We start from the raw sequence: 22557 nt of genomic DNA, 5'->3' as shown, positions 1-22557 counted from the left end.
GCCGGTGACCGACACGCAGATACCGCCCACCTCGCCCGCCGAACCGCCGGCCGAGCCGGGCGCGGCGCTGCTGAAGGCGGGCAGGTTCTTCCGGCCGGGCATGCCCGCGCCCGATCTGCACAGCGTCGAGCTGACCGGCGGGCGCGAGGCGGACGCCTTCTACCGGGTCCGGTCGAGCGCCGGCCCCGACCGCCCCGGGTACGAGCCCCGCGGCGACGCCTTCTCCTGGTACACCTACTCCCCCACCCGGGTCCGCTACCCGTACATCCGCGGGGTGCTCCTGGAGATGTACCGGGAGGCGAAGGAGCGTCTGCGCGACCCCGTCCTGGCCTGGGCGGACGTCCAGAACGACCCCGACCGTCGCCGCCACTACCAGCAGGTCCGCGGCAAGGGCGGCCTGGTACGGGCGAGTTGGGACGAAGCGGTCGAGCTGGTCGCCGCCGCGCACGTCCACACCATCAAGACATACGGCCCCGACCGCATCGCCTGCTTCTCCCCCGCCCCCGCGATGTCGATGGTGTCGCACGCGGCGGGCGCCCGCTTCCACTCCCTGATCGGCGCGCCGATGCCGTCGTTCCACGACTGGTACGCCGACCTGCCCGTGGCTTCCCCGCAGGTCTTCGGCGACCAGAGCGACGTACCGGAGTCGGGCGACTGGTGGGACGCGGCGTATCTGATGATGTGGGGCTCGAACGTCCCGGTGCCCCGCCCACCCGACGCGCACTGGATGGCGGAGGCCCGCTACCGGGGCCAGAAGGTCGTGGTGGTCGCCCCCGACCACGCCGGCAACGCCAAGTTCGCCGACGAGTGGCTCCACCCGCACCCCGGCACGGACGGCGCACTGGCCCTCGCCATGGGCCACGTCGTGCTCAAGGAGTTCTTCGTCGACCGTGAGACACCGTTCTTCGCGGACTACGTACGGCAGTTCACCGACCTGCCCTTCCTGGTCACGCTGGAGGAGCGGGACGGCGCCTACGTCCCCGCGAAGTTCCTGCGCGCTTCGGAACTGGGCCAGGGGGGCGGAAGCGCCGAGTGGAAGACGGTCGTACTCGACGAGGTGACGGGCCGCGCGGTCGCCCCGCACGGCTCTCTCGGCTTCCGCTGGTCCGAGTCGGGCGAGGGCAGATGGAATCTCGAACTCGACGGGACACAGCCGCAGTTGACCCTGTACGGCAGTGAGGTCGCCGCTGGTGTGGAGGTGCTGCTGCCCCGCTTCGACACCGAGGGCGGGCCGCACGGGCAGGGACGCGGGGATGTCGTCCGGCGTGGTGTTCCGGCGACGAAGCTCGGCGGCGCCCACGGGCCCCTGGTGACCACGGTCTTCGACCTGCTGCTCGCCCAGTACGGGGTGGGGCGGCAGGGGCTGCCGGGCCGCTGGCCGGTGTCGTACGACGACGCCGACGCGCCCGGCACGCCCGCCTGGCAGGAGGCGCACACCTCCGTCCCGGCGGCCAAGTGCATACGCATCGCGAGGGAGTTCGCGCGGACGGCCGAGCGGTCGAAGGGCCGCTGCATGATCCTGACGGGCACCGGCACCAACCACTGGTTCCACTCCGAGACGATTCTCCGCGCGTTCCTCGCCCTGCTCCAGCTCACCGGCTGCCAGGGCCGCAACGGCGGCGGCTGGGCGCACTACCCGGGCCAGGAGAAGGGCCGTCCGGTGACCGGCTGGGCGACGCTCGCGGCCGCGTCGGACTGGTCGCGGCCGCCGCGCCAGATGATCGGCACGGCGTACTGGTACCTCAACACCGGCCAATGGCGCTACGACGGGTTCACGGCCGACATGCTGGCCTCGCCGCTCGGTCAGGGCCGGTTGCGGGGGATGACGGGCGCGGATTGTCTGGCGCTGTCGGCGCGTGCGGGATGGATGCCGTCGTATCCGACCTTCGACCGCAATCCGCTGGAGCTGGGCGAGGTGTTCGGCGATCCGGTGGCGCGGGTGGTGGCGGAACTGCGGGCGGGCACCTTGAAGTTCGCCTGCGAGGACCCGGACGCGCCGGAGAACTGGCCGCGGGTGCTGACGCTGTGGCGGGCCGACCTGCTGGGCTCGTCGGCCAAGGGCGCCGAGTACTTCACCCGAGACCTGCTGGGCACGCACTCGTCCCTCCAGGCGGAGGAGGCCGCCGAGGACATACGGACGCGGGAGGTGACCTGGCGCGACGAGGCGCCCGAGGGCAAGCTCGATCTGCTGCTGTCGCTGGACTTCCGACAGACGCCGTCCACGCTGCTGTCGGACGTCGTCCTGCCCGCCGCGACCTGGTACGAGAAGCACGACCTGGCCGGCACGGACATGCATCCCTACGTCCGCTCCTTCACCCCGGCCGTGGATCCGCCGTGGCAGGCCCGCACCGACTTCGACACGTTCAAGGCGCTGGCCGAGCGGCTCAGTGAGCTGGCCGTCGGCCATCTGGGGGTGCGCAAGGACCTGGTAGCGACTGCGCTCCAGCACGACACCCCGGGCGAGATCGCCCAGCCGGGCGGGGTCGTCCGGGACTGGAAGCGCGGCGAGTGCGAGCCCGTACCCGGCAGGACCATGCCGCACCTGACCGTCGTCGAGCGCGACTACACGGCGATCGGCGCCCGGTTCGCCTCGCTCGGTCCGCTGGTGGAGCAGCTCGGCCTGCCGACCAGGGGCATCACGCTGCAGCCGGACGAGGAGGTCGAGGACCTCCGGCGGCTGAACGGCATGACACCCGACGGCCGCCCCTTGCTCGATACGGCGGTGAAGGCGGCGAACACCGTCCTCGCCCTCTCCGGCACCACCAACAGCCGCCTCGCCACCCAGGGTTTCCGCGCCCTTCAGGCCCGTACCGGGCAGGAGATGGCGCATCTGGCGGCCGACGACGAGGGCAAGCAGATCACATACGCGGACGCCCAGGCCGCGCCCGTGCCGGTGATCCCCTCACCGGAGTGGTCGGGCAGCGAGTCGGGCGGGCGCCGCTACACCGCCTTCACGCTCAACACCGAGCATCTCAAGCCCTGGCACACCCTCACCGGCCGCCAGCACTTCTTCCTGGACCACGACTGGATCCACGAGCTGGGCGAGGCGCTCCCGGTCTACCGGCCACCGCTGGACATGAACAAGCTGTTCGGCGAGCCGCGACTCGGCCCGGACGGGCAACCGGAGGTGGCGGTGCGTCACCTCACCCCGCACGACAAGTGGTCCATCCACTCCGAGTACCAGGACGACCTCTTCCTGCCGGCTCTCTCCCGCGGCGGCCAGAGCATCTGGATGTCCCCACAGGACGCGGAGGCGATCGGCGTCGTGGACAACGACTGGGTCGAGGCCGTCAACCGCAACGGCGTGGTCGCCGCCCGGGCCGTCGTCTCGCACCGTATGCCGCCCGGCACCGTCTCCATGCATCACGCACAGGAACGCAACGCCGCCGTCCCGAGGACGGAGTCCACCGGCAAGCGCGGCGGTATCCACGATGCGCTCAACCGGCTGATCCTCAAGCCGTCCCATCTCGTCGGCGGCTACGCCCAGTTGTCCTGGGCGTTCAACTACCTGGGTCCGACGGGCAACCAGCGCGACGAGGTGACGGTGATCCGCCGCCGCAGCCAGGAGGTCGAGTACTGATGCGTCCGATGGCCCAGATAGCGATGGTGATGAACCTCGACAAGTGCATCGGCTGCCACACCTGCTCGGTCACCTGCAAACAGGCGTGGACCGATCGGCAGGGCATGGAGCACGTCTGGTTCAACAACGTCGAGACCCGCCCCGGCCAGGGCTACCCGCGCGGCTACGAGGACCAGGAGCGCTGGCGCGGCGGCTGGGAGCTGAACCGGCGCGGCGCGCTGAAACCGAAGTCGGGCGGGCGGCTGCGCAGGCTTGCCGGGATCTTCTCCCACCCCGAACTCCCGGAGATCAAGGACTACTACGAGCCCTGGACGTACGACGACGAGAACCCCGCGGACGCTCCGGCGTACGGCGGCCCGGACCCCATGGTCGAGCGGGCGCGCCGACAGGCCTCGGACAAGGTGCGGTTCGAGTTCGAGCAGACCTTCATGTTCTCTCTGCCGCGCATCTGCGAGCACTGCCTCAACCCGTCCTGCGTGGCCTCGTGCCCGTCCGGCGCGATGTACAAGCGGGCGGAGGACGGCATCGTCCTCGTCGACCAGGACCGGTGCCGGGGCTGGCGGATGTGTGTGACGGGATGCCCGTACAAGAAGGTGTACTTCAACCACCGCACCGGCAAGGCCGAGAAGTGCACGCTGTGCTCTCCGCGCATCGAGGCCGGCATGCCGACGGTCTGCTCGGAGACATGCGTGGGCCGGCTGCGCTACCTCGGGGTGGTGCTCTACGACGCCGACAAGGTGACGGCCGCCGCCTCGGTGCGCGACGAACACGACCTGTACGAGGCGCAGTTGGGCGTGTTCCTCGATCCCGAGGACAGTGAGGTGCGGCGGGCGTGCGAGGAGGCGGGGATCCCGTACGACTGGCTGGAGGCCGCCCGTCACTCACCCGTGTACGCGCTGATCAGCAAGTATCGGGTGGCGCTTCCGCTGCATCCGGAGTACCGGACGATGCCGATGGTCTGGTACATCCCGCCGCTCTCCCCGGTGGTGGACGCGCTGTCGGAGACCGGACACGACGGTGAGGACGCGGGCAACCTGTTCGGCGCGATCGACAGTCTGCGCATTCCGCTGGAGTACCTGGCGGAGTTGTTCACGGCCGGTGACGTCGGCCCGGTCCGGTCCTCGCTGGAGAAGCTGGCCGCGATGCGCTCCCACATGCGGGCGGTCAACCTCGGCGAGGAGCCGGATCCTTCGGTGCCGGCCGCCGTGGGCATGGGCGTCTACGAGATCGAGCAGATGTACCGGCTGCTGGCGATCGCCAAGGACGAGGAGCGGTACGTGATTCCGACGGCAGCCGTCGGGGACGCCCGCCGCCTGGAGGAGTCGGCGCTCCCGGAGGGCTGCAGTCTGGACTACGACGGCGGGCCCGGGATGGGCGGGGACGGCCCCTTCGGCCGGGACTCGGGCCGCAGGCTGCTGCCGCTGATGCCGGTGGAGAACTTCCACCTCCTGCGCGGACGACAGACCGCGGACGACGCGGCGCACACCACTTCTACAGCCGACGCCGAGGAGGCCTGATGCCGTCCTTCGAGGTGCTCTACCAGGCGGCCGCGCTCTGCCTGACCTACCCCGACGACGAATTCCGCGCCCGCCTGCCGCTCCTGCGCGAAGCCGCCCCGCAACTACGCGAGTTCACCGACCACGCGAGGGTCACGCCCCCGCAGGAGCTGGCCGCCCACTACGTCCAGGTCTTCGACTTCGACAACCGCCACAGCCTGTACCTGAGCTGGTGGCGCGACGGGGACACCCGGCGGCGCGGCATGTCGCTGGTCCGCTTCAAGGACGTCTACCGCGCGCACGGACTGGAGTGCACCGACGAGGAGCCGCCCGACTTCCTGCCCGCGGTACTGGAGTTCACGGCCCGCACCGGCAACACCGACCTCCTGCTGGAACACCGGGACGCCCTGGAAGAGCTCCGCTCCGGGCTCGCCGACTTCGGCACACCGTACGCGTCCGTCCTGGACGCCGTGTGCGCCACCCTTCCGACCGCACAGACGGGGGCGCGGCCATGACCACACTCCTGTGGGGCGTCCTGCCCTACGTCACGTTCGCCCTGCTCGTCGCCGGCCTGGTCTGGCGTCACCGCTACGACCGGTTCGGCCGACCCGCACGCTCGTCCCAGGTGTACGAGTCTAAGCTCCTGATCATCGCCTCGCCCGCCTTCCACTACGGCATCCTGTTCGTGCTGGTCGGCCATGTGGTGGGGCTGTTCATCCCGGAGTCCTGGACAGACACGCTGGGCGTCAGCGCGCACGGCTACCACCTGTTCTCCCTCTACGGCGGCACGGCGGCCGGCGTGCTCACGGTCGCCGGGATCCTGTTGCTCGTATACCGCCGCCGCACCAACGCCCCCGTCCTCCGTGCGACGACCGCCAACGACAAGCTCATGTACGTCGTCCTGCTCGCGGCGATGGTGCTGGGCATGGTCGCCAAACTGGCCCACGCTTCCGGCGACGGGTACGACTACCGCCAGTCCATCGCCCCTTGGGCCCGCAGTCTGTTCACCCTCCAGCCGGATGTCGACCGCATGGCGGGCGTGCCGGTGCTGTACGAGGTCCACGCGGTGATCGGCATGACGTTGATCGCGCTGGTGCCGTACACGCGGCTGGCTCACATGTTCAGCGCGCCGGTGCAGTATCTGTTCCGGCCGTATGTGGTGTACCGGGCGCGTGACCCGCGGCAGCTGGGACCGCGCCCGGACAAACAAGGCTGGGAGACGAGCCGTCGCTAGGCCGCTCCGCCCTTCTGCTCCTTCTCGTCGTCGACGATCTCCGCGTCCACCACGCCCTCTTCGTCGGGGGCGCTCGCCTTCGGCTCATCGGCTGAACCGCCGGAGGCCGACGCGTACATCGCCTGGCCCATCTTCTGGCTGACCGTGGCGAGCTTCTCGACGCCCGTGCGCAGGGCGCTCGTCTCGGCGTTCTGCTCCAGTTGCCGCTTCAGTTCCGTGACCGCCGACTCGACCTCCGACCTGGTGTCCGCCGGGACCTTGTCCTCGTTGTCGCGGAGGAACTTCTCGGTCTGGTAGACGAGTTGTTCGGCCTGGTTGCGCGTCTCCGCCGCCTCGCGTCGCTTGCGGTCCTCCTCGGCGTACTGTTCGGCCTCCCGCATCATGCGGTCGATGTCGTCCTTCGGGAGCGCCGAGCCGCCCGTGACCGTCATCTTCTGCTCACGGCCGGTGGCCAGGTCCTTGGCGGAGACGTGCATGATCCCGTTGGCGTCGATGTCGAACGCGACCTCGATCTGCGGGACGCCGCGCGGCGCGGGCGGCAGACCGGTGAGGTCGAAGACGCCGAGCTTCTTGTTGTACGCCGCGATCTCGCGTTCGCCCTGGTAGACCTGGATGCCGACGGAGGGCTGGTTGTCGGTGGCGGTGGTGAAGATCTCCGAACGCCGGGTGGGGATCGTCGTGTTGCGTTCGATGAGCTTCGTCATGATGCCGCCCTTGGTCTCGATGCCGAGGGACAGCGGGGTGACGTCGAGCAGCAGGACGTCCTTGACGTCGCCGCGGATGACGCCCGCCTGGAGGGCGGCGCCGACGGCCACGACCTCGTCGGGGTTGACGCCCTTGTGCGGGTCCTTGCCGGTGAGTTCCTTCACCAGGTCGGTGACGGCGGGCATGCGGGTGGAGCCGCCGACGAGGATGACGTGGTCGACCGCGGAGAGCTTGATCCCGGCGTCCTTGACGGCTTGGTGGAAGGGGGTCTTGCAGCGGTCGAGGAGGTCGGCGGTGAGCTCCTGGAACTGGGCACGGGTCATCTTCTCGTCGAGGTGCAGGGGGCCCTCGGCGGAGGCGGTGATGTAGGGCAGGTTGATCGTCGTCTCGGAGGAGCTGGACAGCTCGATCTTGGCCTTCTCGGCCCCCTCACGCAGCCGCTGCAGCGCCATCTTGTCGTTGCCGAGGTCGATGCCGTACTGCCCCTTGAACTTCTTCACCAGGTGCTCGACGACCCGCTGGTCCCAGTCGTCGCCGCCCAGGTGTGTGTCACCGTTGGTGGCCTTGACCTCGATGACTCCGTCGCCGATCTCCAGCAGGGAGACGTCGAAGGTGCCGCCGCCGAGGTCGAAGACCAGCACCGTCTGTTCCTCGCCCCGGTCGAGGCCGTAGGCGAGGGCGGCGGCCGTGGGCTCGTTGATGATCCTCAGGACCTTCAGGCCCGCGATCTCCCCGGCCTCCTTGGTGGCCTGCCGCTGGGCGTCGTCGAAGTACGCGGGCACGGTGATCACCGCGTCGGTGACGTCCTCGCCGAGATAGGACTCGGCGTCCCGCTTCAGCTTCTGCAGCACCCGGGCCGACAGCTCCTGCGCCCGGTAGCGGGTGCCGTCGATGTCGCCCTGGTCCGGGAAGCGCCAGTTCCCGTCGCCCATGTGCCGCTTCACGGAGCGGGCGGTGCGCTCGACGTTCGTCACCGCCTGCCGCTTGGCCACCTCACCCACGAGTACTTCGCCGTTCTTGGCGAAGGCCACGACCGACGGTGTGGTCCTGGCCCCCTCCGCGTTGGCGACGACCGTGGGCTCACCGCCCTCCAGGACGGCCACCACCGAGTTCGTGGTCCCGAGATCGATCCCGACCGCGCGTGCCATCGCTGTCCCCTTCCGCCAGGGCGCCCCTTGAACTCCAGCACAAAACTTGAGCGGGTTCTTGTCAATGGGACGGGTGACCGGGGGGAGCGGTGCCAAACGAGGGCTGAGCGCTCGCTCAGGGCCTGGGCCTGGGAGCGCCCCTAGGGGGCAGGCCCGCAGGGCCGCCCCCTAGGGGCGCGGGGCTGTATCGATATGCGGCTCCGCCGCGTGGGCGCGACAAGCCCCCACACCGCCGCAGACGCCACACAGCCGCCGCGGCACCCCCATGGGCGAACCGCTACGACAACTTCGCCGACAGCGTGATCGGCACCGCCTTCAGCGCCTGGCTGACCGGGCAGTTGACCTTGGCGTCCTCGGCCCTGGCCTGGAAGTCCTCCTCGGAGATGCCCGGAATCGTGGCCTCGACGGTGATGTGGATTCCGGTGATGCCCTCGCCCGGCTGGAACGTCACATCGGCGGAGGTGACCAGCTTGGTCGGCGGGGTGCCGGCCTTGTCGAGGATGTTCGAGAAGGCCATGGAGTAGCAGCTGGAGTGGGCGGCGGCGATCAGCTCCTCCGGGCTGGTCTTGCCGTTCGCGTCCTCGGCGCGCGACGCCCACGTGACCGGCTGCTGGGCGATGCTGCCGGAGGAGTCGAAGGAGACGACGCCATTGCCCTTGAACAGATTGCCTTCCCACACGGTGTGTGCGGAGCGCGTGGTTGCCACGATGAATCCCTTCGCATGCTTACGGGGAGGTCCCGGGTACGGGTTCCGTGTCCCCCATCCGATCACACTCAGGCTCACTGCACTCGGAAGACCGGCCCACGCGGGGTGAACGGCAGGCGACGTCCCTGGGGGATCAGGTACGCGTGCTCGCGCCGCACCCTCAGCACGTCGCACCAGCCGTCCGTGATGACCAGGACGGGCGCGCCCGGCGGGAAGTCGTCCGCGCGCTGGAGGAGATCGATCCCGGGCTGCAGGACCGTACCGCCGCGGCCGTGCACCCGCACCCGCCCGGCGATCTCGGTCACCGGCACATACCCGGCGTCGTAGGGGGCGGCGTCGCAGAACACCACCCGCGCCGCCGGTACGTCCCGGGCCGCCGCGTAGGAGGCGATGGCGCCCAGCGCCTTGCCGAGCAGGACGGCCCCCATGGAGCCGGAGGTGTCCAGGACCACGCCGAAGGTGCAGCGGGCGATCTCCTCGGGCGGGAACCAGCGGCCCGCGCGCGGGATGTCGGGCGTCGACGACTGACGGCGCGAGGGACGGGCGTACGACCGCACCGGCTCGGGGCGGGGGACGAACTCGTCGAACCAGCGGGCCAGTCGGGCGTCCCACGGCAGCGGCGGATGGCTGAGCGCGCGGATCTCCTGGACCAGGCCGCCGGGCAGGAAGCCGCGCTCCTGCTGCTGGTGCAGGTCCAGGCCGTGCGAGAGGCCCCGGCGGTAGAACTCGTCGAGGTCGCAGGTGTCGCCGGGCGGCCCGAGCGGGGCGCCGAGCACATCGCCGACGCCCTTGCCGCGCAGGGTGGCCAGGCGGCGCATCCGGCGCAGGTCGCCGACGATCCGGTCGTACACCTCCTCGGCGGACAGGCCGGTGAACTGCGCGTCGTACAGCAGCCCTTGGGGCATCTCGCCGACCTGCATCTCGCGCAGCCAGCCGTTGATGACGTAGTCGCAGGCGACATTGAACAGGTACGGGTCGCGGGCACCGCAGCGGTCGCCGTGGCGCAGGGCGGCGTGCAGCATCTCGTGGGCGAGGATGAACCGCCATTCCTCGTCCTCGAAGGTCCGCAGCGGGTTGATGTAGATCTCGCCGGCCTCGGCGTTGACGGCGGCGACGGAGATGCCGTGGGCGCGGGCGAGTTCGGCGTCGGCGACCAGCTTGATGCCGGCCGCGATGCCGCCGAGCAGCGGGTAGGAGGTGATGAACCACTCCAGTGCCCACTGCCACGGCCGCTTCTTGACCGGTTCGCCGTCCATGGAGTCGCGTCGGCCGCCCGCCATGTCCATCGCGGTGGACACGGTGCGGGTCAGCGCGGTGGCGAAGGCCAGTTGGTGGTCCGGAGGCTGGTGGTACCAGTCCCGCCATTCCACGAGCAGCTGGTCGGGCTCGGCGCCGGCGGTACCGCAGCGCTCATACGTGGCCGGGAGCCCATGGCGTCGCCAGTGCGCGGCGAGTCGCTCCTCGTCGCCGTCCGGGTACGACAGGGGCTGGTCGTCCGGGGTTCGGCCCACGGGGAAGGACAGCAGGAAACGGTTGACGACCACGCAGCGCGCCGCGAGGTCGTACCGGTCGGGCTGCTCGCGCTCCCCCTTCGCCGCCGGGACATGGCCGAAGCCGAGGTGGAGGACGGCGTGCGCGATCGACCAGGCCCACACGGCGGGATCGGCGACGCGGGTCGGGTGGGCGTGCAGCGTGCCGCTGGAGGAGACGCGGACGAGTCCGTCCCGGAGCGCCGTGTCGCACTTCTCGTCGCGGCAGACGCTGAACTCTACGGCGGCGAGCGCGGGATTGGCCCGCACCAGCCGCATTCCCTCGGCGAACGCCTCCCCCGCGACATCCCGCTTCTTCTTTACGGGAGTCCGGTTGGCGGGAGTTCGGCTCATCGCCGCGCCTCCACCAGCCGCGGCATGTCCCGTGCCGCCTCGACCAGGAACCAGGCGGGCAGGGCGGGGTTGCCGTCGGTGTCGGAGGCGATGACGCTCTGGGCGACCTCGACGGAGATCTCCGCGAGCTGCACCAGCAGCGACTTGGCGCGGTACGCGGTCTGCCGGCCGCTCGCCGACATGTGCTCCTTGCTGGCGGGCAGTTCCTTGATGAGCCGGCCGCGGAAGGACTCGGCGAGGTAGTAGAGCAGGTCGCGGTCCTCCATGCGGTGCGGCCAGCGGGCGTCGCCCTTGATGATTGCCTCGATGCCGAACTGGCTGCGCACGATCTTGACGTAGCCGCAGAACGCGGTGGCGTGCGTCGGCGTCAGCGTGCCGTGCGCGAGCACCTTCAGCGTCTCCTCGTCGAGGTCGCGTCCGAAGGAGTGCAGCGCGTCGGAGAGCATGTGCCAGGAGCGGGGCGTGGAGAACGGCTCCTCGGTCTTCGGCGGCTTGGACCACAGGTGGTCGGGCCGGTCGATGAGGTGGTCCAGGATCCACGGGTGGATCCCGTTGTTCGCGGCCCAGGTCAGCCAGTCCTTGGCGGACGCCTCCAGGTGGACGTGGGTGAGACGGTTGACCAGCGCGGAGGCGATGGGGCGGGCGAGGGCGTTGTCCGTCGAGCGGTTGCCGGCGCCGATCACGATGGAGCCCTTCGGCAGCTCGTAGTTGCCGATACGGCGGTCCAGGATCAGCGAGTAGAACGCCTTCTGCACATCCGGGGTGGCCGCGTTGAGCTCGTCCAGGAACAGGCAGTACGGCTCGTCGCGGGCGATCGCCTCCGGCGGGCAGAACACCGACCGCCCGTCCCGGATCTGCGGCACGCCGATCAGGTCCTCCGGCGCGAGCTGGGTGCCGAGCAGACTCACGCACTCCAGCCCCAGCGACTCGGCGAAGTCCCTGACGAGGGAGGACTTTCCGATGCCGGGGGCGCCCCAGAGGAAGACCGGCCGCACGGTGGCGAGGCCGAGAAGGAGTTCGGGGATTCGGGCGGGCGTGACGGTGACGGCTGCCTGCAACGCAGGTGCTCCTTGGGGTGTGTTCGAGAGGTTTGCGACTTTGCGACTCGAACAGTGTGGGCCCGCGGCCCCTCCAACGCAGCCGATTTTCAGGCGGCCCGCTCCTCCGGCTCCGTCTCCAAGGGCACCTGGGGGCCGTCCGCTTCGCGCAGCCAGCGCCGCAGCACGCGGTGCACGTGCTCGGCGCCGACGAGGTCCTCCCCGTCGTCGACCGGCGCGGAGAAGACGAGCGGCGACAGCAGGAACGGCTTGCCCTGCGCGCCGCCGAGCCCGCCGTGCGAACCGATCTGCTCCTCGAAGGCGAGGACCTCGCCGCCGTCGGCCGGGTCGTAGGCGGAGTTGACCATGATGTCGGCGGCGTTCGGGAAGGCGTGCGTGCGCCGTACGGCGTCGGCGGCACCCGGCCCGAAGACCTCCAACGGCCCGGGCTTGTCATCCAGTTGGTCGAGAGGGATCTCCGCGCCGTACGCGCCGAGCACGAGCCCGCCGTGCTTCTCGCTGCGGACGAGCAGGAAACCGACGCCGGGATGGTTGGCGAGGGTGGTGAGCAGGGCGGGGTGGCGGGCGTCGATCTCCTCCTTGGTCATCCGGTGCGGCACGTCCGGGAAGGAGACCAGGCCGAGGTTGCCGGAGGCCAGCACGATCGGCTCGGAACGGCGGCGCGAGGGGCGGTGCTGCTCGCCGCCCTCCTCGACGGGGATGCGCAGCGCCGCGCGCACCGCCGCACGGGCCTCGGCCCCGCTGTGGGTGCGCTGCGCCCTGCGCGGCACGGGCAGCCCGCAGCCGGCCCGCACCAGGTCGCCGAGGCCGAGGCCGTAGCGGGCGCGGAAGGTCTCGCCGGGGCTCTGGCCGTGGTCCGACAGCACGACGAACCGGTACGGCCGCGGCGCGTGCTCGGCGACCTTCTCGATCAACGCCAGTGCCCGGTCGAGGCGTTCGAGGACCTTCTCGGCGTCCCGGCTGCACGGCCCCGAGTGGTGGGCCACTTCGTCGTACGCCACGAGGTCGGCGTAGACGGAGGTGCGCCCGGCGAGCATGTCGCCCATCACCGCGGCCACGACGACGTCCCGCTCGACGACGGTCGCGAAGGCGCGGACGAACGGGTAGAGACCGCCGCGCGAGACCCTCGGCCGGACCTTGCGGGCGCGGGCCCGGGTGGACTGGCCGATCTCGCGGCCGACCTCGGCGACGAAGGACAGGGCCGTGCGCACGGCGTTGGCCGGGTCGGAGAAGTAGGCGAAGTAGCCCGCCCGGGAGCGGTTCTCGCGACTGCGGCGCTTGGTGGCGATGGACAGCACGAGGGCCTGCTCGTCGGCACCGCCGCTGAAGAGGTTGCCGCGGCTGGCGCCGTCGGCGGTGAGCAGTCCGCCGTCGCCGGTGCGGTCGATGGCGCGGCGCTGGAGTTCGGCGGCGCTGGTGGGGCGGTTGCAGACCATCACCTCGCGCCCGGCCTTCTCGTACCAGCGGAAGGCGGGGACGTCGTGGTTGCTGCCGTGCAGGATGCCGAGCTGGCTGGCGCCGGTCTGGCTGGACCAGTCGGTGCGCCAGGGGGTGAGCCGGTGGGTGGGGCGGGCGCCGCCGCCGAGCCAGCGGGCGACCGTGGGCATCAGGTCCTTGTCGACGGCGGCGCACAGGACGTCGTGGCCCACGCCGTCGAGCTGCAGGAAGACGGTGCCGGGGCTGGACGGGCCGGGTGGCAGCGCTCTGCGGCGGCGGTCGGCGAGGCGGTACAGCCTGCGCCGGTACGCGTCGTCGTCCCGTACGGCGAGGGCCGCGCCGGTGGCGGAGGCGACGGCGGACATCACGGCGGCGACGATGACGGCGGTCTCGGGGGCGGCCTCGCTGTCGCCGGAGGGCACGAGGCGCAGGGCGACGATGAGCAGCGAGCCGTTGAGGAAGAACACCAGCAGGCCGAGCACCAGGGCGGGCACCAGCAGCAGGAGCCGTATGAGGAGGGGCCAGAAGATCGCCGAGAGCAGACCGAACGCGCCGGCGCCGAGGGCGGCGGTGACGGCGATGCTGGTGGCGCTGTCGCCGTCCGCGGACTGGAGCTGGAAGTCGGGCAGGATCCCGGCGAGCACGAGCATGGTGACGGTGGAGACCGCCCACACGGTGACGCTCCGCCCGACCTGACTGGCAACCCGCCGCCAACGCCCACCACGCACGCCCAGCCCACCTCACGTCCCGGCTCGCCGCCCCGAACGAGCCTTCGGTCCCCAGCGTGGCATACCGCTCCGACACCGGGCGGGGGCCGGGCCTCGGCCCGGTGTTTCTCGCCCCCGCCGCCCCTGCCCGTCCCATTCTTGAAGGGAGGCTCCGCCCCCCTGGACCCCCATCGGCCCTGAACCGGCCTCGTCCTCGAACGCCGGACGGGCCGGAATGTGTCAACGTCCGTCGTAGCCGGCCGTCGGCATCGACAGTCTCCGATGTACCCGGGCCTTCATCTGCGCGTCGTACAACGGCTCCGCGCGCCCCACGAGCTCCACCCGCACACCCCGCCGGGCGCACTCCGCGGTGAACTCCTCGACGGACGACAGCGCGCTCTCCAGCACCCTCCGGCTGGGCGCCACGAACAGGTCGAGGCCGGGCCGCACGCCCTCCCACAGCACGCTGTGGTCCGCCCGCAACCGGCGTACGAGCAGCTCACGCGCGACGACGTACCCGTGCTCCGCGGCCCAGCGGGCGCACATGGCGTGCTGGCTGCGGGAGTCCACCAGGAAGGGGTCGGCGTCCAGCTCTTCGAGAGGCGTCAGACTGGCGATCGCCGTGACACGCACTACGGATGACCCCATGGCGTCCCCCTCACCTCCGGGTTTCGCCGCCGACCCTACTCCAGCCCGTACGCTTCGGGGAGTCGCGCGAAGGAGGCAAAGAAGGTGCCGGTGGAGATCACCTGGTGGGGTCACGCCACTTGCACGGTCGACGACTCGAACGTACGCGTCCTCACCGATCCCCTGTTCGCGCGCCGGCTCGCACACTTGCGCCGCCGCCGGGGCGCGCTGCCACCGCCCGGCGCCTGGCACGCGGACGTCGCCGCGGTCTCCCACCTCCACGCGGACCACCTGCACGTTCCGTCCCTGGCGAGGCTGGCGCGGGGCACCCTCCTGCTCGTGCCCCGGGGTGCGCCCCGCGCGGTGCCGGCACTGCGTCGGCTCACGCATCTGCGGGTGACCGAGATGGCGCCCGGGGACGTGACGACGGTGGGCGAGCTGACCGTACGGGCCGTGTCCGCGCGGCACGACGGGCGGCGACTGCCCGTCGGACCGCACCGCTCCCCCGCCCTGGGCTATGTCATCGAGGGCGAGGGGCGTACGTACTTCGCCGGGGACACCGGGCTGTTCGAGTCGATGGCGAAGGAGGTCGGGCCGGTCGACGTGGCACTGCTGCCGGTGGGCGGCTGGGGACCGTATCTCGGGGAGGGCCATCTGGACGCGGGGCGGGCCGCCGAGGCACTGGCCCTGCTCGCGCCGCACAGTGCCGTGCCGGTGCACTACGGCACGTACTGGCCGATCGGCATGGACGCCGTGCGCCCCCATGAATTCCATGCGCCGGGCGACGAGTTCGCGCGGCTCGCGGCGGAGCGCGCGCCCGGCGTATCGGTGCACCGGCTCACGCACGGGGAGAGCGTGCGCCTGGAGGTGACCCGGTGACGGTGCTGGCCGCCACCACGACGGTGGTGCCGCCCGAGTCGACACAGCAGGCGATCGGCTATCCGTCGCTGTTCCTGCTCGTACTGATCGGGGCGCTCGTGCCGATCGTGCCGACCGGGGCGCTGGTGAGTTCGGCGGCGGTGGTGGCGTTCCACCAGACGGCGCCGTTCTCGCTGGCGCTGGTGTTCGTGACGGCATCGACCGCCGCGTTCCTGGGGGATGCGACGCTGTACTGGCTGGGGCGGCGCGGTATGCGGTCGAAGAACGGCTCGCGCTGGCTGGAGGCGATCCGCTCGCGCGCGCCGGAGGAACGGCTCGCTCAGGCGCAGGAGAAGCTCGCCGCGCATGGGGTGGCCGTGCTGGTGCTGTCCCGGCTGGTGCCGGCGGGGCGGTTGCCGGTGATGTTGGCCTGTCTGCTGGGGAAGTGGCCGATGCGGCGGTTTGCGCGGGGGAACCTGCCGGCATGCCTCGCGTGGGCGGTGACGTATCAGCTGATCGGGATTCTTGGGGGGTCCCTGTTCAGTGAGCCGTGGGAGGGTGTGGTCGCGGCGGTTGCGTTGACGTTGGTCATCAGCGTGGCGCCGAGTGTGTGGAGGCGGCTTCGACCTGCCAGGTGATGTTTCGTCGCGGAGTGCGGGTCGTTTGTGGTTGCTCGCGCAGTTTCCCGCGCCCCTTTAGGTTGGCTGCTCTACAGCACCTTTGAAGCGCCCACCGGCATGTCCCACAGGTCCGCCCGGTCCAACCCCGCCTTCTCCCACGCCACCCGCACGCGCGTGAGCGGTTCCAGGACCGGCTCAGCCGACAGCACGAACGTCGCCCAGTGCATCGGCGCCATCCGCTGCGCGCCCAGATCCTGGGCGGCGCGGACCGCCTCCTCCGGGTCGCAGTGGACGTCGCTGAGCCACCAGCGGGGGTCGTAGGCGCCGATGGGGAGCAGGGCGAGGTCGATGCCGGGATAGCGCTCGCCGATGCGGGTGAACCAGTGGCCGTAGCCCGTGTCGCCCGCGAAGTACACGCGCTGTCCGTCGGGGGCGGTGAGCACCCAGCCGCCCCACAGACTGCGGCAGGTGTCGGTCAGGGTGCGCTTGGACCAGTGGTGGGCGGGCACGAAGTCGAAGCGGACGCCGGACAGTTCGGCCGCCTCCCACCAGTCCAGCTCGGTGACCTGGGTGAAGCGGCGGCGACGGAACCAGCCCGCGAGGCCGGCCGGCACGAACACGGGGGTGTCGCGCGGGAGTCGGCGCAGCGTGGGGGCGTCCAGGTGGTCGTAGTGGTTGTGGCTGATGACCACCGCGTCCACGCGCGGCAGGGCGCTCCAGGGGATGCCGACGGGGGTGATGCGGGCCGGGGTGCCGAGGATGCGGCGCGACCAGACGGGGTCGGTGAGGACGGTCAGCCCGCCGATCCGCACGACCCAACTGGCGTGCCCCGCCCAGGAGACGGCGACCGTGCGCGCGTCCACGCGGGGCAGCGGGGCCGGTTCGAAGGGCAGCCGGGGGATGTCGGCCAGGCCCTCGCGGCCGGGGCGTACGGCGCCCTCGCGGGCGAAGCGGGCGAGGGTCCTGAAGCCGGGCAGCGGGGCGGTGAGACGGTCGTGGAAAGTCCGCGGCCACGCCCGGCGTTCACCCAGCGGGCGGGGTGCGGCGAGCGGCGGGAACGGGGGCGAGAGGGGTGACGGGCCCGCCGGAGCGTCGGTTCCCCGGGGCGTCGTACGCGGCGTGGTCGTCGTACGCGGTGTGGTCGACATGGCTGACTCGGACTGCTGCGTCATCGAGGAGGCTCCCATCGCTGAGCGTCGTCGCGGAGATCGTCGAAGACCGACTTCAGGTGGATCAACGCACGTTGCACGTGTGGCAGTTCCAACGGCGAGGGTGAGGTGACGCATTCCGCGCGTTCCTCGTCGCTGCCGGCCAGCAGCGGCCCGGTGGACAGCCGTACGCGCAGTGCGCCGAGGTCGTCGCCGAAGCGGTGCCCGCCCGGGGCGGGCAGGCCGAGCCGGGCGGCGAGGTAGTCCTCCAGGTCCTGCGCGTCCCCCACGTCGTGCGCGGACAGCCCGGCGCGCAGCGGGCCGAGGTCGACGTACAGATGCCGCCCGGCCTGCGGGGGCCGCGCCACGGCACCGGCCCCTACGGCGGCCGCGTACATGGCGCCGGCCACGCGCGCGTGCAAGCGTACGGCGGCGGTGACCCGCGCGGTGACCGGCTCGGGCTCGGCCAGCGCATACCCGGCCGCGAGGGCGACCGGTCCGGCGACGCGGGCGCCGAGCGCGGTGAGCACGTCGAGCACGCGCGCGTGGAGGCTGTCGCCGACCTCGCCCGCGGGGAACCGGGCGACCGCGGCCGGCCAGCCCGGCGGGAGGTGGGCGCCGGACAGGTCGGTGACGACGGTGACCTGATCGGGCAGCATCTCGGCGGGGCTGAGCAGCACGGTGTCGTGCGGGGCGTGCACGGTGTCGCGCCAGGTCTCGTCGCTGACGATGTGCAACCCCTCGTCGGTGGCGGCCTCCAGGGTCTCGTGCAGCACTTCGGGCGGGGCCACCGTGGCGGTGGGGTCGTCGGCGACGGACAGCACGAGCAGCCGCGGGTCACCACCCTCCGCGCGGACTCGGCGGACGGTCTCCAGAAGGGCGTACGGATCCGGGACACCGCCGCACTCGGCCGGTGTCGCCACGTGGAAGACGGGTCTGCCCAACAGGCGTGCGTACGGCGCCCACCAGGCCGCGCAGGGCCGCGGCACCAGGACGTCGCCGCCGAGGGCCGCGGTCAGCGCGAGCAGCAGCGCGGGCGCCCCGGGAGCGGCCACCGCCCGGTCGGGCTCGGTCGGCAGGCCACGCCGGTCCCAGTAGCCGCACGCGGCCTCCAGGAGTGCGGCACCGCCGCCGACCGGCTCGCTCTCGGCCCGCCCCGCCGCCGCGGCGAGCACGGCGGCCAGTTCGGGCAGCACGGGCAGCCCGTCGTCCGGGAGCGGCGGCCCGAAACGGACGGGGCCGTGGTCTTCGGGGTCCGTCCGGCGCATCCGTGCCTCCGCGCAGTGCCTGGTGTCCTGTTGGTCCGTCGTGGTCCGGTGCTCCCGCGCTCTGCGTACCCATCGTCGGGCAACCCCATGAGCCTCCGCTGAGGTTGCGCCCGTCACATACGGTCTGTCAGTCCTCCGCTGTGGGCGTCTTGCGGCGCAGCCGGTACACCGCGCCGCCGAGCGCGCCCGCGATCAGGACGCCTCCGGCGACCAGCGCGGAGACGGAGTCGGTGAAGGCACCGCCCGCGCCGGCCTCCACGCCACGATGGATCGCCTCGCTGGCGCAGTCTTCCCGGTGCTGGCCGCCGGTGTCCGAGGGGTGCTCGCCGGTGTCCGAGCGGTGCTTGGTTTCGTTCGAGTGAGGTTCTGACTTGTCCAGAGAGGGGTCGGCCTTGTCCGCGTAGGGATCGGTGTTGTCCGCGTGGGGCTCGGCGTTGTCCGTGTGGGGCTCGGCGTCGTCCGCGTAGGGCTCGGCGTTGTCCCCATGGGACTCGGCATTGCCCGAGTGCTGCTCACCGCAGGGCCGGCTCCCGCCCTCGCTGTCGCCCTGGCCACCGTCGACCGCACCCCCACCCCCGTCGACGCCACCCTTGCCACCCTCGGCACCACCCCCGCCGTCCTCACCGCCCCCGCCGCCGTCACTGCCCCCACCGTCCCCCATGCTGCCGCCCTCGACGCCAGTTCCGCCCTCGTCCGCGGCACCCTCACCACCGGCACTGTCGCGAGCCACTGCGAGCGTTGCGCTCCACGGCTTGCCCTCCCCGCCGGCGGCCGCCGGGCAGGTGCCGTCGCCGAGGGAGTCGCAGGAGACCGAGACGGTGACGCTGCCGCCCGGCGAGGCCGTGCCGGGGCTGACCTCCGCGGCCGGGTCCGCGGAGGCGGCCGAGGCGGTACTGCCGACGACGGCACCGGCCAGAGCGGCGACGGACAGGGCGCGGGCGGTGCGGCGCATGGGGTGAACTCCTTCGGCCGACGGCTGCGGGGTACGGCGTTCGTGCCCCCGCAGCCATGACAGCCCGCCCTGCGTCCGGGCGCGCGCGGCCGGGCACCATTCGCGGGACGGCGGACGGCCGAGCGGGTGACGCGGAGGGCGTCGAGGTGTCGACGCGTGGAGGCGTAGAGGCGTGGAGGCCTCGACCGAAGCCACTTGGCCAGTTGGATTTCCGAACCGAGTTCACCCCAGTGCGTCCGGTTTCCCAACTCACCCCGTCAGTTCATCAGCGCCGCCAGGTCCCGCTCCAGCCCGCGCCCCCGCCTGCTGACGACGCCGGCCGCGACGTCCGACAGCTTGCGGTTGGTGCCCTGCGAGATGCGGCGCAGCACGCCGAAAGCGGCGTCGGCGTCGCAGCCGAGGACATGCATGACGATGCCGCACGCCTGGTCGACGACGGGCCGGGAGCGCAGGGCGGTGCCGAGGTGGTCGAGCTCGGTGAGCGCGGCGCGGTAGGAGCGGTCGCGGACCAGGCAGCTCGCGGCGAGTTCGCCCAGGGCGTGCACGGGCCCGTGCGCGGCGTCCTCGAGGGCGCCGGGCCGGAAGCTGTAGAGACTGAGCGTGACCGTCAGGCCGGATCGGCGGAACGGGAGCGTGACGCTGGAGCGCACGCCCGAGTCGAGCGCCATGGCGCGGTACTCCGGCCAGCGCTCGTCGCGCAGCAGGTCGGCCGAGTCGACGGGCCTGCCCCGTTCCAGGGCGGCCGGAATGGGCCCGTCCCCGGACCGCAGTTGCACGGCGACGAGTCCGGCGAGGTCGGGATGGGTCACGGCGGCGGGCCGCTCGGCTCCCGCCTCGGCCACCAGGCTGCTGGCTCCGCAGCAGTCGGCGGTACAGCGCACGGCCTGTTCGACCAACTCGGACAGCCTGCGCCCCGGAAGGGCGGCTTCAGCGGATTCGTCACCCCAGTGACCCACCTGTTCGTGAGCGGGCATCCTCAACCCCTCCTCTTCCGTGCGCGTTCCCGGACCCGCTTCCGTGTGCGTTCCCGGACCCACGCGGGGAAAACAGGGAATGCGGCGGAGAAGCGGTGGAGAACAGGGAGAACCAGTTGGCACCCGCCGCTCCGCGAAGCCTCACCGACAGCTAGGTTCGTTCCCATGACGCAGACGGACGAATTCGGTGAAGAGCTCGCGGATTTCGTGCGCCGCGTCGCGGAACTCAAGGCGGCGCGGTCCCTCTCGGGAGGGGACCTGCCGACGGTCCTGGACGCGGCGATCTTCGAACTCGACCATGTCGCCGACCAGTTGTGGCCCCGGTACGAGCGGCTGTCCTCGGGCGGAGTGCCCCGTACGGCGTCCGCCGACCGTCAGGAGCACCATCTGCTGCGGGCGGTGTTCCAGCGGTTTCCGCTACCGGTGGCACTGGTGGACCGGGAGGCGGTGGTGCGTCGGCTGAACTTCGCGGCGACGTCCTTCACCGGCGTGCGGGCGGGCTATGCGACGGGCCGGCCCCTGACCGGTTTGCTCACCCATGCCGACCGGGCGGCCTTCCGGTCCCAGGCCGCGGCGGTGGCGCGGGGCGAGGGCGACCGCAGTCTCACCGTGCGCCTCCAGCAGCGGCCGTCCGCGCCGGTCCACGCGACCCTGACCGCCGTACGCCCGAGCGGGGAGCCGCACACCACGGTGCTCGTGGTGCTGCAACCCGGCGACCTGCGCGCACCCGGTGCCCCGGGCCCGGCAGAGAGCCCGACGGCCCAGATTCCCGACCTCGGCGAGACCACCCGGCACGCGGCCCTGGCGGACCTCGCGGACGAGATGACCACGGCGCTGCTCACCACAGCACGCGGCGACCGCGAGGCGGTCCTGCAGCGGGCGGCCCGGGTCCTGCACGGCTCCTTCGCCGACTGGGTGATCGCCGACACGGGCACGGCCGAGCTGTCCCGTACGACGGTGCTGGCCCCGTCGGAGAAGGAGGCGAAGGCGCTGGCGGCCCAGGCCCCCACGGCGTGCCCCCTGGTCGTGCAGACGGCACGCACCGCCTCCCCGGCCCTGCAGGTCCGCCCACCGGATCCGGCCGCCTTCGGCCACACCGCCGAGGGCGCCCCGGTCCTCGTGCAGGCGAACGTCACGTCACTGTTGTGCGTGCCTGTGACGGTCGACGGCACCGTGCGGGGCGTCCTGACGCTGTTCAGATGCGGAGTCCGTCCGGCGTTCTCCATGGCGGAGGCCAAGGCGATGGACACGATGTCCCGGCACATGGCAGTGGCGGCCGGGGGAACGCCCTGAAGGGGCGCGGGGCCGGCCGCGATCCGTAGCCGACCCCACGCCCCCACGGCGCTGCTCTCCCGACCTACGCCACGTCGCTGAGCACCTGTTCCCGCACCCGGCTGCAGCACCGGCTGATGAGCCGGGACACATGCATCTGCGAGATACCCAGTTGCTCGGCGATCCGGCTCTGGGTCATGTCGCCGAAGAACCGCATGTACAAAATCGCCCGCTCACGCTCGGGCAGCGCCGCGAGCCGAGGCGCTACGGCCTCACGGTCCACGACCGTGTCCAGCGCGGGATCCACGGAACCCAGCGCGTCGCTCAGCGAATACCCGTCCTCGCTGCCGGGCAGCTCGGCGTCCAGGGACAGGGCGGTGAAACTCTCCAGCGCCTCCAGCCCGACCCGGACATCGGCTTCGGTCATGTCCGCGTGCTCGGCGATCTCGGCGACCGTGGGCCTGCGGCCCGAGACGGTCTGCAGATCCTGAACGGCGAACCTCACACGGTTACGCAGGTCCTGCACCCGACGCGGTACATGCAGCGTCCACATGTGGTCGCGGAAGTGCCGCTTGATCTCGCCGGTGATGGTCGGCACGGCGTAGCTCTCGAAGGCGTTGCCGCGCTCGGGGTCGTACCGGTCGACGGCCTTGACCAGGCCGAGGGCGGCGACCTGCCGCAGGTCGTCGAAGCTCTCGCCGCGGCTGCGGAACCGGCCGGCGAGCCGGTCGGCCATGGGCAGCCACGCCTCGACGATCTTGTCGCGCAGGGTGTCGCGCTGCTGCCCCTCGGGCAGCTTGGCGAGGGTGCGGAAGTCCTCCGCTGTGTCGGGGGCGTCGTCGTGCGGGTGGTGCTTCGCGCTCACTGAAGTGGGCATCGTGCGT

Annotated in this window: 18 protein-coding genes; 7 read left to right on the top strand and 11 right to left on the bottom strand. The window is 71.8% G+C overall.

The genetic code is table 11. The annotated features are described in order from the left end of the window. The first annotated feature begins 4 nt into the window (after positions 1-4). The 4 genes from ACTMVF_RS10945 to narI are packed head-to-tail and all read left to right on the top strand — an operon-like array spanning position 5 to position 6310. The gene (locus ACTMVF_RS10945) at positions 5-3580 is read left to right on the top strand and encodes a nitrate reductase subunit alpha (RefSeq protein WP_441270748.1); all 3576 of its coding nucleotides are present in this window, start codon (positions 5-7) and stop codon (positions 3578-3580) included. Next, positions 3580-5097, top strand: coding sequence for a nitrate reductase subunit beta (locus ACTMVF_RS10940; protein ID WP_441270747.1), 1518 nt, complete (start codon positions 3580-3582; stop codon positions 5095-5097). Before ACTMVF_RS10945 ends, ACTMVF_RS10940 begins: the two co-directional genes overlap by 1 nt. After that, on the top strand, positions 5097-5591 hold the full coding sequence (gene narJ, locus ACTMVF_RS10935; protein WP_441270746.1) for a nitrate reductase molybdenum cofactor assembly chaperone: 495 nt from the start codon (positions 5097-5099) through the stop codon (positions 5589-5591). The genes ACTMVF_RS10940 and narJ overlap by 1 nt, the downstream gene beginning before the upstream one ends. Further along, positions 5588-6310, top strand: coding sequence for a respiratory nitrate reductase subunit gamma (narI, locus tag ACTMVF_RS10930; protein ID WP_441270745.1), 723 nt, complete (start codon positions 5588-5590; stop codon positions 6308-6310). The genes narJ and narI overlap by 4 nt, the downstream gene beginning before the upstream one ends. Here narI and dnaK read toward each other — a convergent pair. The 6 genes from dnaK to ACTMVF_RS10900 all read right to left on the bottom strand — a co-directional run bounded on the left by dnaK (position 6307) and on the right by ACTMVF_RS10900 (position 14602). After that, positions 6307-8163 carry a molecular chaperone DnaK gene (dnaK, locus tag ACTMVF_RS10925; RefSeq protein WP_441270744.1) on the bottom strand — a complete coding sequence of 619 codons (1857 nt, stop codon included), beginning with the start codon at positions 8161-8163 and terminating at the stop codon, positions 6307-6309. The two genes, narI and dnaK, sit on opposite strands and share 4 nt — an antisense overlap. Positions 8164-8440: 277 nt before the next feature. Then, on the bottom strand, positions 8441-8869 hold the full coding sequence (locus tag ACTMVF_RS10920) for an OsmC family protein (protein WP_441270743.1): 429 nt from the start codon (positions 8867-8869) through the stop codon (positions 8441-8443). 74 nt (positions 8870-8943) lie between these two features. Then, complete coding sequence (locus ACTMVF_RS10915; protein ID WP_441270742.1) at positions 8944-10752, bottom strand: vWA domain-containing protein; 1809 nt, start codon at positions 10750-10752, stop codon at positions 8944-8946. Beyond that, complete coding sequence (locus tag ACTMVF_RS10910; protein ID WP_441270741.1) at positions 10749-11810, bottom strand: ATP-binding protein; 1062 nt, start codon at positions 11808-11810, stop codon at positions 10749-10751. Before ACTMVF_RS10910 ends, ACTMVF_RS10915 begins: the two co-directional genes overlap by 4 nt. Before the next feature lie 89 nt (positions 11811-11899). Next, positions 11900-13921 carry a phage holin family protein gene (locus ACTMVF_RS10905; protein ID WP_441270951.1) on the bottom strand — a complete coding sequence of 674 codons (2022 nt, stop codon included), beginning with the start codon at positions 13919-13921 and terminating at the stop codon, positions 11900-11902. Between the two features lie 273 nt (positions 13922-14194). Continuing rightward, on the bottom strand, positions 14195-14602 hold the full coding sequence (locus tag ACTMVF_RS10900) for a hypothetical protein (RefSeq protein WP_441270740.1): 408 nt from the start codon (positions 14600-14602) through the stop codon (positions 14195-14197). Between the two features lie 84 nt (positions 14603-14686). Between ACTMVF_RS10900 and ACTMVF_RS10895 the strand changes: the two genes are divergently transcribed. Together ACTMVF_RS10895 and ACTMVF_RS10890 are read left to right on the top strand one after the other, a co-directional pair. Further along, positions 14687-15460 (top strand): MBL fold metallo-hydrolase, encoded by a 774-nt coding sequence (locus ACTMVF_RS10895; RefSeq protein ID WP_441270739.1) that lies wholly within the window; start codon positions 14687-14689, stop codon positions 15458-15460. After that, complete coding sequence (locus tag ACTMVF_RS10890; RefSeq protein WP_441270738.1) at positions 15457-16077, top strand: DedA family protein; 621 nt, start codon at positions 15457-15459, stop codon at positions 16075-16077. Before ACTMVF_RS10895 ends, ACTMVF_RS10890 begins: the two co-directional genes overlap by 4 nt. A gap of 71 nt (positions 16078-16148) precedes the next feature. Here the strand turns inward: ACTMVF_RS10890 and ACTMVF_RS10885 are convergent, their stop codons facing one another. From ACTMVF_RS10885 to ACTMVF_RS10870, 4 genes are all read right to left on the bottom strand, one after another. Continuing rightward, positions 16149-17231 carry an MBL fold metallo-hydrolase gene (locus ACTMVF_RS10885; RefSeq protein WP_441270737.1) on the bottom strand — a complete coding sequence of 361 codons (1083 nt, stop codon included), beginning with the start codon at positions 17229-17231 and terminating at the stop codon, positions 16149-16151. Further along, complete coding sequence (locus ACTMVF_RS10880) at positions 17228-18475, bottom strand: aminotransferase class I/II-fold pyridoxal phosphate-dependent enzyme (RefSeq protein WP_441270736.1); 1248 nt, start codon at positions 18473-18475, stop codon at positions 17228-17230. Before ACTMVF_RS10880 ends, ACTMVF_RS10885 begins: the two co-directional genes overlap by 4 nt. 127 nt (positions 18476-18602) lie before the next feature. Continuing rightward, positions 18603-19427 carry a hypothetical protein gene (locus tag ACTMVF_RS10875; protein WP_441270735.1) on the bottom strand — a complete coding sequence of 275 codons (825 nt, stop codon included), beginning with the start codon at positions 19425-19427 and terminating at the stop codon, positions 18603-18605. Positions 19428-19684: 257 nt separating this feature from the next. Then, positions 19685-20401, bottom strand: a complete 717-nt coding sequence (locus ACTMVF_RS10870) for an ANTAR domain-containing response regulator (protein ID WP_441270734.1) — start codon at positions 20399-20401, stop codon at positions 19685-19687. A 165-nt stretch (positions 20402-20566) separates the two neighbouring features. Between ACTMVF_RS10870 and ACTMVF_RS10865 the strand changes: the two genes are divergently transcribed. After that, positions 20567-21694 carry a PAS domain-containing protein gene (locus tag ACTMVF_RS10865; RefSeq protein WP_441270733.1) on the top strand — a complete coding sequence of 376 codons (1128 nt, stop codon included), beginning with the start codon at positions 20567-20569 and terminating at the stop codon, positions 21692-21694. A gap of 64 nt (positions 21695-21758) precedes the next feature. On the opposite strand, the gene ACTMVF_RS10860 is transcribed toward ACTMVF_RS10865, so the two are convergent. Then, positions 21759-22550, bottom strand: a complete 792-nt coding sequence (locus ACTMVF_RS10860) for an RNA polymerase sigma factor SigF (protein WP_441270732.1) — start codon at positions 22548-22550, stop codon at positions 21759-21761. Positions 22551-22557: the final 7 nt, after the last annotated feature.

The organism is Streptomyces sp. SD31, assembly GCF_052068475.1.
In the GTDB taxonomy this organism is placed as follows: Bacteria; Actinomycetota; Actinomycetes; order Streptomycetales; family Streptomycetaceae; genus Streptomyces.
The sequence above is the reverse complement of the archived record's forward strand: the minus strand, read 5'-3'. Positions and strand labels throughout refer to the sequence as shown.